Annotated in this window: 17 protein-coding genes; 7 read left to right on the forward strand and 10 right to left on the reverse strand. The window is 52.3% G+C overall.

Annotated elements, in window-relative coordinates:
- Positions 1 to 32: 32 nt before the first annotated feature.
- From ACOTYN_RS15365 to ACOTYN_RS15375, 3 genes are all read right to left on the reverse strand, one after another.
- Positions 33 to 3,137, reverse strand: a complete 3,105-nt coding sequence (locus tag ACOTYN_RS15365; RefSeq protein ID WP_332958309.1) for a multidrug efflux RND transporter permease subunit — start codon at positions 3,135 to 3,137, stop codon at positions 33 to 35.
- Positions 3,138 to 3,141: 4 nt separating this feature from the next.
- Complete coding sequence (locus tag ACOTYN_RS15370; RefSeq protein ID WP_332958306.1) at positions 3,142 to 4,053, reverse strand: ABC transporter six-transmembrane domain-containing protein; 912 nt, start codon at positions 4,051 to 4,053, stop codon at positions 3,142 to 3,144.
- 134 nt (positions 4,054 to 4,187) lie between these two features.
- A complete protein-coding gene (locus ACOTYN_RS15375) occupies positions 4,188 to 4,580 on the reverse strand; it encodes a transporter (RefSeq protein WP_100124566.1) in 393 nt (130 codons plus the stop codon).
- A 266-nt stretch (positions 4,581 to 4,846) separates the two neighbouring features.
- Between ACOTYN_RS15375 and ACOTYN_RS15380 the strand changes: the two genes are divergently transcribed.
- Complete coding sequence (locus ACOTYN_RS15380; RefSeq protein WP_014884072.1) at positions 4,847 to 5,551, forward strand: response regulator; 705 nt, start codon at positions 4,847 to 4,849, stop codon at positions 5,549 to 5,551.
- The gene (locus ACOTYN_RS15385) at positions 5,548 to 6,612 is read left to right on the forward strand and encodes an ATP-binding protein (RefSeq protein ID WP_023330540.1); all 1,065 of its coding nucleotides are present in this window, start codon (positions 5,548 to 5,550) and stop codon (positions 6,610 to 6,612) included. Before ACOTYN_RS15380 ends, ACOTYN_RS15385 begins: the two co-directional genes overlap by 4 nt.
- On the opposite strand, the gene ACOTYN_RS15390 is transcribed toward ACOTYN_RS15385, so the two are convergent.
- The 7 genes from ACOTYN_RS15390 to pspF form a co-directional block, all read right to left on the reverse strand.
- Entirely contained in the window at positions 6,593 to 7,534 is a 942-nt protein-coding gene (locus ACOTYN_RS15390) for an ATP-grasp fold amidoligase family protein (RefSeq protein WP_332958304.1), read from the reverse strand. The two genes, ACOTYN_RS15385 and ACOTYN_RS15390, sit on opposite strands and share 20 nt — an antisense overlap.
- A 157-nt stretch (positions 7,535 to 7,691) precedes the next feature.
- Entirely contained in the window at positions 7,692 to 8,498 is an 807-nt protein-coding gene (gene sapF / locus ACOTYN_RS15395) for a putrescine export ABC transporter ATP-binding protein SapF (protein WP_014884069.1), read from the reverse strand.
- Position 8,499: 1 nt separating this feature from the next.
- Entirely contained in the window at positions 8,500 to 9,492 is a 993-nt protein-coding gene (sapD, locus tag ACOTYN_RS15400) for a putrescine export ABC transporter ATP-binding protein SapD (protein WP_014884068.1), read from the reverse strand.
- The gene (gene sapC / locus ACOTYN_RS15405) at positions 9,492 to 10,382 is read right to left on the reverse strand and encodes a putrescine export ABC transporter permease SapC (protein ID WP_014884067.1); all 891 of its coding nucleotides are present in this window, start codon (positions 10,380 to 10,382) and stop codon (positions 9,492 to 9,494) included. Before sapC ends, sapD begins: the two co-directional genes overlap by 1 nt.
- Positions 10,369 to 11,334, reverse strand: coding sequence for a putrescine export ABC transporter permease SapB (sapB, locus tag ACOTYN_RS15410; RefSeq protein ID WP_023337369.1), 966 nt, complete (start codon positions 11,332 to 11,334; stop codon positions 10,369 to 10,371). Before sapB ends, sapC begins: the two co-directional genes overlap by 14 nt.
- Positions 11,331 to 12,971, reverse strand: a complete 1,641-nt coding sequence (sapA, locus tag ACOTYN_RS15415) for an ABC transporter substrate-binding protein SapA (protein WP_014884065.1) — start codon at positions 12,969 to 12,971, stop codon at positions 11,331 to 11,333. Before sapA ends, sapB begins: the two co-directional genes overlap by 4 nt.
- 88 nt (positions 12,972 to 13,059) lie before the next feature.
- Entirely contained in the window at positions 13,060 to 14,037 is a 978-nt protein-coding gene (gene pspF, locus ACOTYN_RS15420) for a phage shock protein operon transcriptional activator (RefSeq protein WP_023330538.1), read from the reverse strand.
- 167 nt (positions 14,038 to 14,204) lie between these two features.
- On the opposite strand from pspF, the gene pspA reads away from it, so the two are divergent.
- The 5 genes from pspA to ACOTYN_RS15445 all read left to right on the forward strand — a co-directional run bounded on the left by pspA (position 14,205) and on the right by ACOTYN_RS15445 (position 17,640).
- On the forward strand, positions 14,205 to 14,873 hold the full coding sequence (gene pspA, locus ACOTYN_RS15425) for a phage shock protein PspA (RefSeq protein ID WP_023337367.1): 669 nt from the start codon (positions 14,205 to 14,207) through the stop codon (positions 14,871 to 14,873).
- Positions 14,874 to 14,926: 53 nt separating this feature from the next.
- On the forward strand, positions 14,927 to 15,151 hold the full coding sequence (pspB, locus tag ACOTYN_RS15430; RefSeq protein WP_014884062.1) for an envelope stress response membrane protein PspB: 225 nt from the start codon (positions 14,927 to 14,929) through the stop codon (positions 15,149 to 15,151).
- On the forward strand, positions 15,151 to 15,510 hold the full coding sequence (gene pspC, locus ACOTYN_RS15435) for an envelope stress response membrane protein PspC (protein ID WP_014884061.1): 360 nt from the start codon (positions 15,151 to 15,153) through the stop codon (positions 15,508 to 15,510). The genes pspB and pspC overlap by 1 nt, the downstream gene beginning before the upstream one ends.
- A 12-nt stretch (positions 15,511 to 15,522) precedes the next feature.
- Positions 15,523 to 15,747 (forward strand): phage shock protein PspD, encoded by a 225-nt coding sequence (pspD, locus tag ACOTYN_RS15440; RefSeq protein WP_014884060.1) that lies wholly within the window; start codon positions 15,523 to 15,525, stop codon positions 15,745 to 15,747.
- A gap of 195 nt (positions 15,748 to 15,942) precedes the next feature.
- The gene (locus tag ACOTYN_RS15445; protein WP_332958300.1) at positions 15,943 to 17,640 is read left to right on the forward strand and encodes a sugar phosphorylase; all 1,698 of its coding nucleotides are present in this window, start codon (positions 15,943 to 15,945) and stop codon (positions 17,638 to 17,640) included.
- Positions 17,641 to 17,654 lie beyond the last annotated feature (14 nt).

Here is a 17,654-nt window from a genome sequence, read left to right on the forward strand (position 1 = left end):
GCCTCATCCAACCAGCGTGGATGGGCGATCCCTCACGATAGTGACCCTTTCCTGGCGCTTTCTATGAAACGCGCGATGACAATAAAGAAAACCGGGACGAAGAAGATCGCGAGAAGCGTACCGCTAATCATGCCGCCAAAGACACCGGTGCCGATGGCGTGTTGTGTGCTGTCACTTGCGCCACTGGCCAGCATTAAGGGAACCACTCCCAACGTAAAGGCTAACGATGTCATCAGAATAGGGCGCAGGCGCTGGCTTGCGGCCTGTATCGTTGCCGCCACCAGAGGGTTCCCTTCACGATGCAATTGTCTGGCAAACTCCACAATCAATATGGCGTTCTTGGCAGACAGGCCTATCAGGGTGATAAGGCCGACCTTGAAGAAAACATCATTCGTCATGCCGGCAACAGACACGGCCATGACTGCACCGATCAGTCCCAATGGCACCACCAGCATGACGGCAAAAGGTATTGACCAGCTCTCATACAGGGCAGCGAGCACCATAAACACCACCAGAATCGACAGGACGATCAGACCCGGGAGCTGCGACTGGGATTTTATTTCCTGCAATGAGCTCCCGGCCCATTCTCCCGCCAAGCCCTGAGGTAAATCCCTGGACAAATTCTCCATAACTTTCATTGCGGTACCGCTGGATTCACCTGTGGCCGCACTGCCGGTAATGCGGATAGCAGAATACCCCTGATAACGCGTTAGTTGTTGCGGTGCAACGTTCCAGGAGAGCGTCGCAAACGTTGACACTGGCACCCTCTGCCCCTGGCGGTTTTTAACGGATAATTTCAGGATCTGCTCAGGTTGCATTCGGTAAGGCGCATCGGCCTGGATAATCACCTGCTGAACACGCCCATTGTTCGTGTAGTCATTAACGTAGTTTGAACCCATGGTGACGGAGAGCGTCTGGTTGATTTCATCAAATGAGACGCCCAGAGCTTCCGCTTTTTCCCGGTCAATCTGAAGCGCCAGGCTAGTGCCTTCCGGCAGGCCGTCGATATACACGCCACTCAGTTCAGGACGTTGATTCGCTTTCAGCACCAGCGCATCGGCCGCCTGCTTTAACGCCTCGTAGCCCAGTCCCGCTCTGTCCTGCACGTACCAGGTGAAGCCCGACGAGGTACCCATATCCGAAATGGCAGGCGGGAGCAGGCTCATCGTTACGGCATCAGAGACGTTTGCCATACTGGCCTGCATATGGTCGGCTTCATCCTCGGCTGTAGAGCCGTGCCTTTCTTTCCAGTCCTTCAGCGTGGTGAACGCCATGGCCGAATTCGGTCCTGATCCTGAAAACCCAAAACCCAGGATCATAATGTTGCTTTCAATATCCGGTCGGGTCGCAATTTCCTGTTCAAATGTTTTTACTACTTTCAGGGTGCGCTGCATTGTGGCATCAGAGGGAAGCTGAATAGAGGACATAAAATAGCCCTGATCTTCGTCCGGCAGAAAGGATGAGGGCAGCGAAGACAATCCTAAAAATAGCGCAGCACAAAGCGCAACATACAGAAGCAGCATTCGGCCGGTTCGTTTCAGAACCGCGCCCAGGCCGGATTCGTACCATGTCGTCAGGGTATGAAAACGGGCGTTAAAGCCTACCGCGAACCTGCCGCCACCGTGTTTTTGCGCGCTGTGGGGCTTAAGCAACGTCGCACAAAGCGCGGGAGTCAGCGTGAGGGCAAGAAATGCCGACAACAGTATGGATACCGCCATGGAAATACAAAATTGTCGATAAATAATGCCTACGGACCCATCAGCAAAACCCATGGGTATAAAGACAGCGGTAAGTACCAGCGTGATCCCGATAATTGCCGGGGTGATTTCGGCCATGGCCTCCCGGGTAGCGTCGCGCGGAGAAAGGTTTTTTTCTTCCATCAGCCGTTCAACGTTCTCCACGACCACAATGGCGTCATCCACGATAATCCCTATCGCCAGCACCATGCCGAACATGGTCAGAATATTGATCGAGTATCCACTCAATAGCATCACTGTGAAGGTGCCCAGCAGCGCGACGGGGGCCACAATCGCGGGGATAAGCGTACAGCGTATCTTATGTAAAAACAGAAGCATAACGAGAAAGACAAGGACCATCGCTTCCACAAAGGTTTGCACCACCTTCATGATGGACAGCTTTACAAACGGTGCGGTATCGAAGGGAACTGTAAACGCCATTCCTTCCGGCAACACCTGAGAAAGTTCGTCGATACGTGCACGTACGCCTGACGCCGTGCTCATCGCATTGGCGCCTGGCGACAACTGGATTGCCGCAGCCGTTGCCGGCACCCCATTTTCGCGGATACCGAAAGCGTAACTTTGCAGGCCAGACTCAATCCGCGCAACGTCGGACAGTTTCAGCCTTGCGCCAGACGCATCTGCTTTAAGGGTAATGTTTCTGAAAGCCTCTACAGAAGTGAGTTGCCCTTTCACGGTGATGGGATAGGTTACGCCTTGTCCTGCAGTTGCCGGTTCGTCTCCCGTTTTCCCCGGCGAAACAAGGGCATTTTGCTGAGCTACAGCGGTAAGAACATCGCTCACCGAAAGCCCGTAACTGTGCAGCTGCATGGGATCCAGCCAGATGCGCAGCGCTTTTTCGCCACCAAACAGCTGGACTTTTCCGACTCCCGGCACACGGCGTAGTTCGTCGCTGACGTTGCGGGCAAAATAATCGCTTAAATCCGCCTCTTCAAACTTGCCGGTTGTGGACTTCAACCCCACTATCATTAAAAATCCGGAATTGGCCGCCTCGACGTTGATGCCATTTTGCCTGACCGCCTGCGGCAAACGTGGCTCTACAATCTTGATCTGGTTCTGAAGATCCATCTGTGCCAGCTTAATGTCTGTGCCGGGCTTAAAGGTCACGGTAATAGATGCAGAACCGGTTGTGTCGCTGGATGATTCGAAATAGAGCAAATTATCCACGCCCGATATTTCACGCTCGATGAGCGACACCACGGACGTATTCATGATATCGGGGCTGGCCCCCGGATAAGTGACAGAAATAATGATCCCCGGCGGTGCTACCGCCGGATACTGCGCAACCGGCAACCGGGGTATAGACAGTACACCCGTCAGGACAATAAAAAGCGCCACTACCCAGGCGAATACGGGGCGTTCAATAAAAAAATGAGGCATTAAATTAACGTCCAGATACGTGAATTTCGTCATCGGCTGATACGCGTTTACCGATATCCCTGAGCTGAGAAAATTTCTCAAGAAGCTGCGGGGCGTCATCGAGACTTGTCGCGAACATCCACATGTATGTCATCACGGAATAAATATGTCCGGCGGTGATGCCAGCCGATTGCGTCATCCAGATAATGGTCAGCGTAAAAAGCAGGGCAACGAGTATACCCACCCATAAATAGCCCCACGCCTCCCGGTCCGATAACGCAATGCGTAAACGTGCAAGCGTGACGTAATGTCGGTGAAGGGTGGCGGTGCCTGCCTTATGAACATAATCAACTTCTTTCTCAAGACGATTATTCAGGCGCATGAATAACCATTCATTTTTACGGGCATATTCCGAGACAAATCCCATCAGAATGATGACGATTGCACAGCACATGATGCCGGCCCAGAATTCGATAAATAACAGCATGATTGCCGCACCAAAGAGAGAACTCAGCGAGGTAATAAGCAGGGGCAAGTGCATTTCAAAGAAATCCACATACTCGCGCGAGAGTGTGACCCTGGCGGCGATAGCCGAATGGTTAAGCTGGTATTTCCGCTGTGAAAGCACAACGGAGACCGCAAGCCCGGCATAAATACGAGCAAACGTTCGTGTATCAACACTCCGTCTTGTCGCACCTATGATCCACATACAGAGCACCATCAGTCCGTACAGTGCGGCGTTAAGTGTCTTACCCGCAAGAATGGCATTAATCGCGATGCCTGCCAGAACGGGATACAGTAAAAACATCACGTTTTCAGCCACGACAAGGAAAAAAGTCACAACCAGTTTTTTCCGGTGACGTACCGCGAGCTCTTTAAGCGAGTACATAACGCCAGCTGTATCTGGAGAACGACGATTGTTATTAAGGTTATTCATTCTGGGTAACAGGTTTCAGACTCTTTAAGTGAGTGTATTTTGAGCAATAAGGGTTGGCAGGAAGTCTACAACTCGCCTGTTTAGCGGAAATGGCAGTTTTATGGAGAGAGTGTGGAGCGCAACCGTGCGGTTGTTCAAATCATTCTCATAATGAGGTACAACGGCGAACCGCAGAAAAAAAGAATTAAATAACACTCGTAGTAAAACACCAAATCGTCGAAATCTGGCGTAGCGTTCAGCAGCACAGTGAACGTAATTATGAGATATATAAAAATCACCATTAGCCAGAAGGCGATGACAAGTAATTCAGTGAATGCACCTGCTTTGTTTTGTATTATCAAAGAGACAACCGACAAAGCGATGCAACCATAAATAATGGGAGAGGAGGGCAGCGTCGCGGCAACTTTTTCATCCATTTTATGCATCAACACCAGCCAGGTATAAAGTAATCCCCACGACAGCAGCAGGAACAGCGTATATATACCGATTTTCTTAGTAGAGAAATATTTCGAAAATTCCATGTTCATTATCTCAGCCAGATTCATAAAGCCTTAAAGCGACAGGGTTAATTCTCACCGTTCTATGAAAGAAGGGTTCTGCCCGAATAGCTATTCTGGCCAGGCATTGTCGAGTCTTTATTGACTGAATGTGTAGGCTGTGTGGAGGCATGGCCGGACATTTAAATTAGTGCTGGAAATTTTCATGGCTACGGCACTTTTTCCCGGAGGCTGTGTCTTATTGTGCTAAAGATATCTGATAGCGTGCTCAAAGGGATTTCACCCGCGGAGATAAAATGAACAAAAATACTCTAATCCTTGTTGTTGAAGATGAAGACGACATTGCTGAAATACTGATGAGTTACTTAGAGCGTTCAGGGATGAAAACGCTGAGGGCCAGACAGGGCGAGCAGGCGATAGCGCTTAATCGCCTTCATAAACCGGATCTCATCTTGCTGGACATTCATCTGCCCGTATGCGACGGCTGGAGCGTCCTCACGACGCTTCGTCAGGAAAGTTCCGTGCCCGTCATTATGGTTTCTGCCCTCGATCAGGACGTAGATAAACTCATGGGGCTGAGGCTTGGCGCAGATGATTACGTTATCAAGCCTTTTAACCCTTCTGAAGTTGTCGCGCGGGTTGAAGCCGTGCTGCGTAGAACCAAACCCGCTATTCAGCAGGCGGGGGCCGCGCCTCTCAGGACGCCTTTTATTACGGTCTATCCGGATGATTTCTACGTTGAGGTTACCGTAGGACCTGAAGTGATCTCCCCGGTGTTAACGACGACGGAATTTAAGCTTCTTACGTATCTGGTCAGATATCCGCGAAAGGTCTGCTCCCGCGAAGAGTTACTCAACGCATGTCTTCCGGAAGGTGATACCCTCGACAGAACAGTAGATAGCCATATGAGCAAGCTGCGTAAAAAACTTGAGCTCGCGGGGCTTTACGGCGTCCCTGAGAGCATCAGGGGTATGGGTTACCGGCTTGGGGAGAAAAAATGAACAGAGAGTCTGTCCTGAGTCGTCAGATCTTAACGTACATGATGTTGCTGACGTTTACGATCATTGCCATTTCCATACTGGGCTCCTGGTTTTTTTACTCCTTTATTCTGGATCACCTCCCCGGCGGCGCTGCGGCGGGGGAAGACGAGCAGATGACCCTGTGGGACTGGGTGTGGATCGGGACAGCAACAACAATCAGTCTGATATTCGCGGTTTTTTTAACGATCAAACTTTCCTCGCGGATACTCACCCCGCTAAACGCGGTCGCGTCCAGCCTGAAAAAAATTTCGCAGGGCCAACTGGATGCCCGGGCTTATTGTGCCAGTTCCAGGCTGGGAGAGATCAATCACCTGGTCATGGATTTCAATGAAATGGCGGAAAAACTGCAGACGCTGGATATGCAGCGTAAATCCTGGAATGCCGCCATTGCCCATGAACTCAGAACCCCGGTCACGATTTTACGCGGGCGGCTTCAGGGTCTGGTAGACGGCGTTTTTGAACCGGATCCGGTGCTTTTTAATAATCTTCTCAGGCAGACCGAAGGGTTAACCCGCCTTATTGAAGATCTACGGGTTGTCAGCTCTGACGGTGGGGCGGGTTATACGTTGTCTAAATCCAGAACGGATCTCAACGGGACAATACAGGACGCGCTTGATACGTTCATGCCCGAATTTAAACGTAATCAGTTTACGATAAAGACAGCGTTGAGGGAGCAGCGTTGTGTGTTCGATCCGTTGCGTATCAACCAGTGTCTGGCCGTGCTTTTTGACAACGCATTACACTATTCAACCTCGCGGACGCTCATTGTCAAAAATGGCGTGTCTGATAAAGGCAATTATATTCTTATTCAGGATGGCGGACCGGGCATCCCTGAGGCCTTCCACGATTTTTTATTTCAGCCTTTTCAGCGGGATAATGGCGCCAGGGCATTGAATCCCGAAGGGTGTGGTTTAGGCTTATCGGTGGTAAAAGCCATCATGCTGGCCCATGGTGGCGATGTCACTTATACCTTATCAAAGCAAAACCACTCAATATTTAAACTCACCTGGCCCGACCCGTGAGTTTCAGCGGCAGATTAAATGTGCTTGCTGGCGATAAATGCCATATTTGTCCTAGCTTAGCATCCCATTCCTGTGGGGTAATCGTCAGTTTACCGCGTCTCGGGCTTAGGGTTATTTCACTGAAATAGATTTCATCTTTTTTTAGCATAAGATCAACGCGGCAGTAATCAATTCCCTGCGCCAGCTCCTGGGAGGCCAACAATGCTTCTCGGAATAAAAGCGGTTCGCCAGGATCTGCTGAAGTATTCGGATATTCCATCTGGAAAGGTTGTAAGTTCCAGTGCCTGTCATAAACGTTGATAAACCCTTTCCCGTTATCATCCGTAAAATCCGCTTCAACATAGTGGGCAACGCCATGAAAGCAATGGATCCTCAACATTTCGGGCGTTGTATTCCTGTCAGCATCGTCGAAGAGATCGACAAATGGCTCGCAAAGTATACTCGGCGTAATGTTTTTGTACTGCCATTCGCGCGTGGTGTAGTACAGATTTTTCTTTAACGCGAGGCTCAGTTTTTTACAGGCTTCCCTGTCATTAAAGAGCGCTTTGTCGGTACATATTATTGTGCTACCACTGTCATGGTTGCACTTAAGGACGAATTTGTCAGGAAGTACTGAAAAATCAATTTGCGACGCCCTGGTATAAACACCAAGTAATGGCACCGTTTTCACGCGCGTAGTTCTGGTAGAAACGTATTCCCGAACGGCGAGTTTATCGGCAAGCATTGTATAGACGTTATTATGGTCATAGACCAGACGATGGCATATTTTTTCACTCAACGTCGAGGGTGATTTAATGTCAGGGGTTTTCCCGGTTGTTCTCTTGAGCCTCACAGTATGGAAGTGCAGGTCCGTCATTAAAAATGAACGACATTTTCTGATGAGATACTCTGTGTATTTTAGAACATAAGTGGCGGTGATCATTTTTTCTCCTCCGTAATGTCCTGATATTCTGGAGAAGAACTGTTGATGGATATTGCGTAAAATATGGAGCAAGGATGGAGACGAAAATTAAAAGGATTAAATAACGTACGCAGGTTATTTAATCCTTGATTTAGCGGGGGGGGGGTTACCGTTGTGCTTAGCGGTCCTTTCTCCACGCATCGGCGGTCAGCGCTTCACCGAAATGACCGGCAATCAGTCGTTTCGTCAGCTCATGAAGCGGAGAGGCCATGACATCCGCTGTGCTGCCACGTTCGACAACTTCCCCCTGGTGCATCACCATCACCTGGTCGCTGATGTGCTTCATCATTCCGAGATGTTGGGTAACGTAGATATAGGAGATACCTTGTTTTTCCTGCAACTCCAGCATCAGGTTAATCAGTTGCGAACGCATCGACATATCCAGCGAGGCAAGCGCTTCGTCGGCAATGATTACCTTCGGGCGCAAAATCAATGCGCGCGCCAGACCCAGGCGCTGTTTCTGGCCGGGGGCCAGCATATGCGGATAGTAGCTTTCGTGATCCGGTAACAGTCCCACCATGCGCAGGGTTTCAAAGACGCGCTTTCGTCGCGCCTCGGGCTCCAGCTCGGTGTTCAAACGCAGAGGAAAATCCAGAATCTGCGAAATACGCTGGCGAGGATTGAGCGAGGTTGACGGATCCTGGAAGATCATGCGGATACGCTGGCTGCGGAAAGAGTAATCCCCAAACGCCAGAGGATGATCGTCAATCAACACTTCTCCAGCGGTAGGCTCTACCATGCCGGCAAGCATCTTCGCCAGCGTCGATTTCCCGGAGCCGTTTTCGCCAATAATCGCCAGCGTCTGTTTTTCACGCAGGGTAAAACTTAGCGGCTTTACCGCCTCGACAGTCTGACGATGAAACAGCCCCGTACGATAGCGAAAGGTCTTACTCAGGTTGCGGACTTCCAGTAAGGTTTCGACCATTTCACTCTCTCTCCATGTTCAGCGGGAAATGACAGGCGTAAAGATGATTTTTGGCGCCGGTCAGGCGTGGTGTCTCAATACATTTACGCTGAGCATACGGGCAACGAGGCCCAAGACGGCAGCCTATCGGCAAGGATTCCAGCAGCGGAATCGCCCCTGGCAAGGTATTCAGGCGGCTCTTGTGCGGCATGGCGCTGCCAAAATCAGGAATAGCCCGGATAAGCGCCTGCGTATACGGATGATGCGGGGCGTTGATCAGGTCTTCGCTGGGGGCGGTTTCGACCGTTTGCCCGCAGTACATCACATCAATTTTGTCCGCCCATTTGCTTAACATCTGCAGGTCATGGCTGATCAGCAAAATGGTGGTGTTGTTGTTCTGGTTCAGACGTGACAGCAGGCGGAAAATTTGCGCCTGCGTGGTCGGCTCCATCGCGTTGGTGGGTTCATCCGCAATCAACAAGCGCGGCTGATTAGCCAGCGCGATAGCAATCATCACCTTCTGACATTCACCGTCGGTAAGCTCATACGGGAAGCTGCGCATCGCGTCTTTATGATCTTTGATCCCGACGCGGTGCAACAGTTCGATGGCGCGACGTTTACGCCAGCCGAAACGCTGCCACCAGCGGCCTTTATAGGTCCAGCCGGGGATGTTCTGCATGAGCTGTTTACCCACGCGCTCGGACGGATCGAGACAGGATTGCGGCTCCTGGAAGATCATCGAGACGTTGTGGCCAACCAGCTTACGCCGCTCGCGCGGGGAGAGGCGCAGCAGGTCAATGTCGTCGAAGCGCATACGGTCGGCGGTCACGCGCCAGTTGTCTTTCGCCACGCCGCAGATAGCTTTGGCGATCAGGCTTTTCCCTGAGCCAGATTCACCCACCAGCCCGCGAATTTCACCCTCAGCAAGCGTGATACTGATGCGGTCGACGGCCTTAACCCAGCCTTCACCGGTTTTGAATTCGATGGTGAGGTTGCGGATATCAAGAAGTGGCATTATTGCACCCCCGCGTTAATTGCACGGCGAATACCGTCGCCCAGCAGGTTGATCAGCAACACGCTCACCATAATCGCCGCCCCCGGCAGCATGACTGTCCACGGCGCCACGTAGATTAACTCCAGCGCGTCACCGAGCATTGCGCCCCATTCAGGTGACGGCAACTGGGCGCCAAGGTCGAGGAAGCCGAGCGCAGCAATATCGAGAATCGCCATCGACAGCGCACGGGTGATCTCGGTGACCAGCCCGGCGGCGATATTCGGCAGAACGGCAAACCACAGGATGTTGAAGGTGGTCGCGCCGTCCAGACGGGCGGCGACGACATACTCTTTTTCCAGCTCGTCATGCACCATGCTGTAAACCGAGCGCACGATGCGGGGCAGGATTGCCAGCCAGACGGCAAACATCGCATGCGACAAATGCGGTCCGGCAAAAGCAACCACAATGATCGCCAGCAGCAGAGACGGAATCGACAGCAGGGTGTCCAGAATGTGGTTCAGTACCGCCGAACGCAGGCCATGCGTGGATCCCGCAAAAATACCGAGCGCCAGTCCACAGACTGTCGCCGCAAGCGTGACCACAAATGCACCACCCACCGTCGGAGCAGCGCCGCTTAACAGGCGGCTCAATACGTCACGTCCGAGGTCGTCAGTGCCGAGGAAGAAAGAGACTTCGCCGTAGCGTGACCAGGAAGGCGGCAGAAGCTGATAGCCGAGGAACTGCTGGTCAATGCCATACGGGGCAAACCACGAGCCAAAGAGGCAGAGTAATACCAGCCCGGCGCAGCCATAAAGGCCGATCATCGCCGTGGTGTCACCATAGAACTTACGCCACACGGTACGCAGCGCACCGGGTGTGCGCTTTTCACTGTATACGTTATCGTAAGGCATACCATTCCTTATGCTTCAACGGGTTAGCCATCGCACCCAAAATATCGGACAACACGTTAACAATAATCACCAGCGAACCAATCACCATCACACCCGCTGAAATAGCGGCGTAGTCCTGCTGGCGAATAGCGTTGATCATCCATCGTCCCAGTCCTGGCCAGCTAAAGACCATCTCGGTGATCATCGCCAGAGTGAGCATGGTGGAGAACTGCAGCCCCAGACGCGGAATCACCGGCGGTAGCGCGTTATGGAGAACGTTGCGGCGCAGGATGGTCAGGCGTGACAAACCCCGCGTGGCGGCGGCTTTGACATAGTTCTGGTCAAACACCTCGATGGTGCTCAGGCGCATCAGGCGAATTACTTCCGTGGTCGGGGCGACGGCCAGCGTCAGTACCGGCAACACCATATGGCGCACGGCGCTGACGATCATCTCATGACGCCACACTGAATCGGACAGCCAGGCGTCAATAATGGCAAAACCCGTCACCGTTTTCACCGTGTAGAGCAGGTCGAAACGCCCCGAGACCGGTAGCCAGCCCATCGTCAGCGAGAAGAAGAGCGTTAACAGCAGCGCCAGCCAGAATACCGGGATGGAGAAGCCTAACAGGGCGAGGGCGCTGATGAACTTATCCTGCCATTTGTTGCGATAGATCCCGGCCAGCATACCCACGGGGATCCCCACCATCAGGGCAAAACCGAAGGCCAGAATGCACAGCTCCATCGTGGCCGGAAAAACCTCTTTCAACTGGTCGGAGATAAGCTGCCCGTTGATGCTGGACACCCCGAAATCCCAGTGCAGTAGACCGTTAAACCAGAACAGCCAGGCATCCCACAACGATGAGCCCTGAAGCGGGGCGTGCGGCGTAAAATAGCTCAGGCTGAAACCGACAAAGGTCAGTAGAAAGAGCGTCACCAGCAGCAGCAGGAGTCGGCGCAAGGTAAAAATAATCATGGTTTTTTCACCTCTTGTTCTTTTTCGCGCGAGACGCCCGCGAACGAGGCATTGCCGAACGGACTCAGCACCAGACCTTTAATATCATAGCGATAGGCCTGTAGACGCAGGGAAGAGGCCAGCGGCAGCACGGGCAACTCCTCGGCGAGGATTTTCTGCGCTTCATCATAAGCATCGATGCGTGAGGCCAACTGTTGGGAAGAGAGCGCTTTTTGCAGCACGGCGTCAAACTCCCGGTTACACCAGTGAGCGTAGTTGGTCTGCGAGTTGATCGCCGCACAGCTCAGCAGCGGCCGGAAAAAACTGTCCGGGTCGTTACTGTCGGTAGCCCAGCCGGTCAGCGTGAGATCGTGATTCATGTCCATCAGGCGCGCCTCCTGGAAACGGCCTTCAACCGGCACGATGATCACCTTGACGCCCACCTGTGCCATATCTGCCTGTAACAGTTCGGCCGTTTTCAGCGGGCTCGGGTTCCACGCCTGGGAACTGGTCGGCACCCAAAGCTGGAGGGTGAGGTTTTCCGCGCCCAGCGCTTTCAGTTGTTCGCGTGCTTTTGCCGGATTGTATTCCGTAATTTTAGCTTCACCGTCGTAGGCCCACGAGGCGCGCGGTAAAATAGAGGCCGCGGTTTCCGCCGTGCCGTAGTAGATCGACTGCATCAGACGCTGGTTGTTAATCGCCAGCGCCAGGGCATGACGGACGGCAGGGTTGTTCAACGGCGGCTTATCCGTGTTAAAGGCCAGATAAGCGATGTTCATTCCCGGGCGTAGCGTCAGACGCAGACGCGGATCGTCACGCAAAATAGTGAGCTGGCTGGCGGCAGGCCAGGCGAGCACGTCACATTCCCCGGTGAGCAGTTTTGAGAGACGTCCCGTTCCGCCGGAGCCGAGGTCAACCACCACCTGCGGCATCAGCGGCGTGCCGCGCCAGAAATGTTCATGACGCTGCAGGCGGATATATTGCCCCGCACGGTATTCCGCCAGCTGGAACGGACCGGTGCCCACCGGCTGGCGATCGAGCAACTCCTGGCGATCTTTTTTCGCAAGCTGCGACGCATATTCAGCAGACATGACGGACGCATAGTGGGTCGCCAGATGCCAGAGGAAGGAGGCATCCGGGCGCGTTAGCGTAAATTCAACCGTTCGGTTATCCAGCTTACGCACGCTCTTAACCGTGTCGGCAAACTGCAGACTGTCGAAGTAAGGGAAATGATCTCCATTGACGTTATGCCACGGATGATTGCGATTAAAGATCCGCTGGAAGGTAAAGACCACATCGTCCGCATTCAGCTTGCGCGTGGGGGTAAACCACGGCGTGCGCTGAAACGCGACATCATTGCGCAGGTGGAAGCGGTAGGTTGCACCGTTGTCCAGCACTTCCCAGCTTTCCGCAAGCTCAGGGACCAGACGGTAGGTGTACGGGTCGACATCAAGCAGACGGTCATACAATTGCGCGGCAAGCGTATCGACAATCAGGCCGCTGCCCGCTTTTTGCGGGTTGAAGGTATCCACCTGGCCGCTCACGCAATAGACGAAGCCACTGTCACGGATGTCAGGCTGCGAAGTCTGCCCCGGCGCGGCAAAAGCCATGCTGCTGAACAGACCGAGTGCAAAAAAGGACGATAAAACCAGACGCATAATTTTTAAGGTTTTTAGGTTCGATCTGCAAAGTGTATCGCACTTACGCCTGCTTCGTAAAAATGTCTGCGGGTAAGTGCCGATATTGTCAGCGCATTTGATGCTTTTTGAGCAATGCCCGTAACTGATGGTAGGTCAGACCCAGGAGTTCAGCCGCCCGTTTCTGGTTATATTTCGCCGTCTTCAGGCTTTGCTCCAGCAATTGTTGTTCCTGGTCGTGCTGGAACTGACGTAAATCAAGAGGGAGGGCGGGGGCGTGGTCAGACGATGAGGGGGCGGTGACCGGCGGCGCATGACGCTGAAAAGGATCGATAATGATGTTATCCAGTTCCGCCTCGCTGCTGCCGTGGCGGTAGACAGAGCGCTCCACGACGTTTTTCAGTTCGCGAATATTTCCCGGCCAGTGATAGGCCAGTAGTGTCTCCTTTGCATAATCGCTGAAGCCGGGGAACAGAGGCAGGCCGAGCTCGCGGCACATCTGAATCGCAAACTGGTCTGCGAGCAGCATAATGTCACTTCTTCGCTCGCGCAGGGGGGGAAGCTGAACAACGTCAAAGGCCAGGCGGTCAAGCAGATCGGCCCTGAATTTCTCCTCCGCGACCCTCTCCGGCAGATTGGCGTTGGTGGCGCACACCAGACGCACGTTAACCTGCAGCGGCTGGCTACCGCCGACGCGCTCCAGTTCGCCATACTCAATGACGCGCAGCAGTTTTTCCTGCACCAGCATGGGCGCGGTGGCGAGTTCATCAAGAAACAGCGTACCGCCGTCGGCGCGCTCAAACCGTCCCGGATGGCGCTTCTGGGCGCCGGTAAAGGCGCCTGCTTCGTGGCCGAAAAGCTCTGTATCGAGCAGGTTTTCATTTAGCGCCGCGCAGTTTAACGAGATAAAGGGGCCGTCCCAGCGTCCGGATAAATAGTGCAGGCGGTTGGCAATCAGTTCCTTACCCGTGCCGCGCTCGCCGATAATCAGCACCGGCTTGTTGAGCGGTGCAAGGCGGGACACCTGTTCCAGCACCTCCAGAAAGCTGTTTGCTTCCCCGAGTAAATTGTCTTTGTATCCAGCCATGATGAAATTAACCACTCCTTAGCGATATTCACCAGGTCAGCATAGTTCTTCATTGCGTATAAATCAAACACATCAAGCAAAATCAATAGGATAAAAAACTGGCACGGGAATTGTATTATCTCAACAGCAGGGCATTGCCCGACCACAGAAATAAGAGGATTTTTATTATGGGTATTTTTTCTCGTTTTGCCGACATCGTGAACGCCAACATCAACTCACTGCTGGAAAAGGCGGAAGACCCGCAAAAGCTGGTGCGTCTGATGATTCAGGAGATGGAAGACACGCTGGTTGAAGTGCGTTCTACCTCTGCTCGCGCGCTTGCTGAGAAAAAACAGTTAACGCGCCGGATTGAGCAGGCTACCGCCCAGCTCAATGAATGGCAGGAAAAAGCGGAACTCGCCCTGCGTAAAGATAAAGAAGATCTGGCTCGTGCGGCGCTGATTGAAAAACAGAAGCTGACGGACATGGTCGCGACGCTTGAGCATGAAGTGACGCTGGTGGATGACACGCTCACCCGCATGAAAAAAGAGATTGGTGAGCTCGAAAATAAACTGAGCGAAACCCGCGCACGTCAGCAGGCGCTGTCGCTGCGTCATCAGGCGGCAAGCTCTTCCCGCGACGTACGTCGTCAGCTGGACAGCGGCAAGCTGGATGAGGCCATGGCGCGATTTGAGTCCTTCGAGCGTCGCATCGATCAGATGGAAGCGGAAGCAGAAAGCCACAGCATCGGGAAGCAAAAGTCACTGGATCAACAGTTTGCCGACCTGAAAGCGGACGATGAAATCAGCGAGCAGCTGGCGGCATTGAAAGCCAAAATGAAGCAAGATAACCAATAATACTGTTGCGGCACCTGAGCGTGCCGCTATGCATCCTAAGACAAGGAGTACACATGAGCGCGCTTTTTCTGGCCATTCCCCTGACGATTTTCGTGCTGTTTGTTTTGCCGATTTGGCTATGGCTGCACTACAGCAACCGTTCTTCACAAGGCGATCTTTCCCAGAGTGAACAGCAACGTCTTGCGCAGCTTACCGAACAGGCAAATAAGATGCGTGACCGCATTCAGGCGCTGGAAGCGATCCTGGATGCAGAACATCCAAACTGGAGGGATCGTTAATGACCGGATTGAATCTGAACAAAAAGTTGTGGCGAATCCCACAGCAGGGGATGGTGCGTGGCGTTTGTGCCGGGCTGGCACACTATCTTGACGTTCCAGTAAAACTGGTTCGTGTGGTGACGGTACTGTCTATTTTCTTCGGTCTGGCGTTTATCACGTTCGTGGCATACATCGTACTGTCGTTTGTCCTTGATCCCATGCCCGACGGAGAACTGGCCGCAGAAAGTGCGCCAACCAGTAACGATCTTCTGAACGCGGTTGACGAGCAACTGGCCGCAGGGGAGAAGCGGTTACGTGAAATGGAACGTTATGTCACGTCGGATACCTTTACGCTGAGAAGTCGTTTTCGTCAGCTTTAAGAGAGAATTTATATGAAGCAAAACTGGCAACAGGCCGGTCATAAGGTAAAACCCGGCCTGAAAATCGCAGGTAAGCTGGTTCTGATGACGGCATTACGTTACGGCCCGGCAGGTGTGGCGGGTTGGGCGATCAAATCTGTTGCCCGTAAGCCGGTCAGAATGTTGCTGGCCGTAGCGCTCGAACCAATGCTGCAAAAAGTGGCAAAACGGCTATCGCGCCGTTACTTATCTCGCTAATTCACACGCGCGTCAGCCCCTACTTTCCCAGAGAAGGGCTGGCGCCGTCTCAAACATTTCCCTCCCTTTAATGTGCTTTCTTTGCGGCAGCTCACAATACTGAGCAGAGCCGCTTTGGAATTGCGTTTTTCAGCCTCCCGCTTCGTTGACAGATATTTTTCATGGGAGTAGATTGCCCTTCGTGGGACCGCTACCATGGAAAATAAAGTGAACGCAAAAATTAAAAAACTTATCAATCATATCTACGGTGAATCATTTTCTGACGCACATTTAGACGTGTTATTATCAAAGCTTGAGCAAGCCGCTATTGATATTACAGAAAAGCGCAAATCAGGCTGGGATGAAAAAGATGTTGTCCTGATTACTTACGCCGATCAGTTCTCCGCGAAAGGGGAGAAAGCGTTGCCGGTGTTTACCCGCTTTTATAATGAATGGCTTGCCCGCACGTTTTCCCATGTCCATCTTTTACCTTTTTATCCGTGGTCCTCTGATGACGGATTTTCCGTTATTGATTACCACAGCGTCGCGCCTGAAACCGGAAGCTGGCAGGAAGTTGCTGAATTAAAACAGTCTGCCAGCTTAATGTTTGACTTCGTGTGCAACCATATGTCAGCAAAAAGTGAATGGTTTGCTAATTATCTTGCGCAGAAGCCGGGCTTTGACGATTTCTTTATTTCTGTCGATCCTGAAACTGATTTATCTGCCGTGACGCGCCCTCGCGCACTACCGTTGCTGACGCCATTTAAGCTGCATGATGGAAGCGTGCGTCATCTTTGGACCACGTTCAGTGATGACCAGATCGATCTCAACTTCGCCTCGCCTCAGGTACTGATTGCGATGGTTGACGTACTGCTCCATTACCTGGCGGAAGGGGCGCGTTACATTCGCCTCGACGCCGTTGGGTTTATGTGGAAGATTCCAGGAACCAGCTGCATCCATCTTGAGCAGACACACTGCCTTATCCAGCTTTTCCGTGCGATTACCGACGCTGTGGCACCCGGCACGGTGATCATTACCGAGACAAACGTCCCGCATAAAGACAATATCTCGTACTTCGGTGATGGTGAAAATGAAGCCCAGATGGTCTATCAGTTCTCCTTGCCACCGCTGGTGCTGCATGCTGTTCATCGTCAGGATGTAAAAGCACTTTGCCAGTGGGCGGGTTCGCTGGCGCTGCCTTCAACAAAAACGACCTGGTTCAACTTCCTGGCGTCTCATGACGGTATCGGCCTGAACCCGTTACGCGGCATTCTTCCGGAGTCAGAAATACTGTCACTGGTTGAAAAACTTCAGCAGGAAGGGGCGCTGGTTAACTGGAAAAATAATCCTGACGGAACGCGCAGTCCTTACGAAATCAATGTGACCTATCTGGACGCATTAAGCTCGCAAGACAGCCCGGATAATGAACGTATTGCGCGGTTTATTCTGGCACATGCTGTACTGTTGAGTTTCCCGGGTGTACCTGCCGTATATATTCAAAGCATTCTTGGCTCGCGTAACGATTATGAAGGCGTTGAACGCCTCGGCTATAACCGCGCGATAAACCGCAAGAAATACACCGCCGGTCAGGTTGACCTTGAGCTCAATAATAAACAAAGTATTCGCCATAAAATCTATTCCCGTTTAAGCGAGTTTATTGCTATTCGTCGTGGGGAACGCGCTTTTCATCCTGATGCTCAGGCAATGTTTGAATCACTTGATGAACAGATTCTTAAAATTGTTCGCGTGGCTGATAATGGTGAAAGAATTACCGCGCTATTTAATTTTAGTCATAACGTTCATACCGTTTACGAGAAAGTGCTTTCCGGTGTGGAATTGCTATCAGGACAGGCTATTGACGGTACGGAACTGACCCTCAATCCATGGCAGGTTATGTGGATTAAAGAAAACTAAAAAAGGACCCTTAA

It is taken from the genome of Enterobacter cloacae complex sp. IR5458 (genome assembly GCF_049238025.1).
GTDB lineage: Bacteria > Pseudomonadota > Gammaproteobacteria > Enterobacterales > Enterobacteriaceae > Enterobacter > Enterobacter kobei.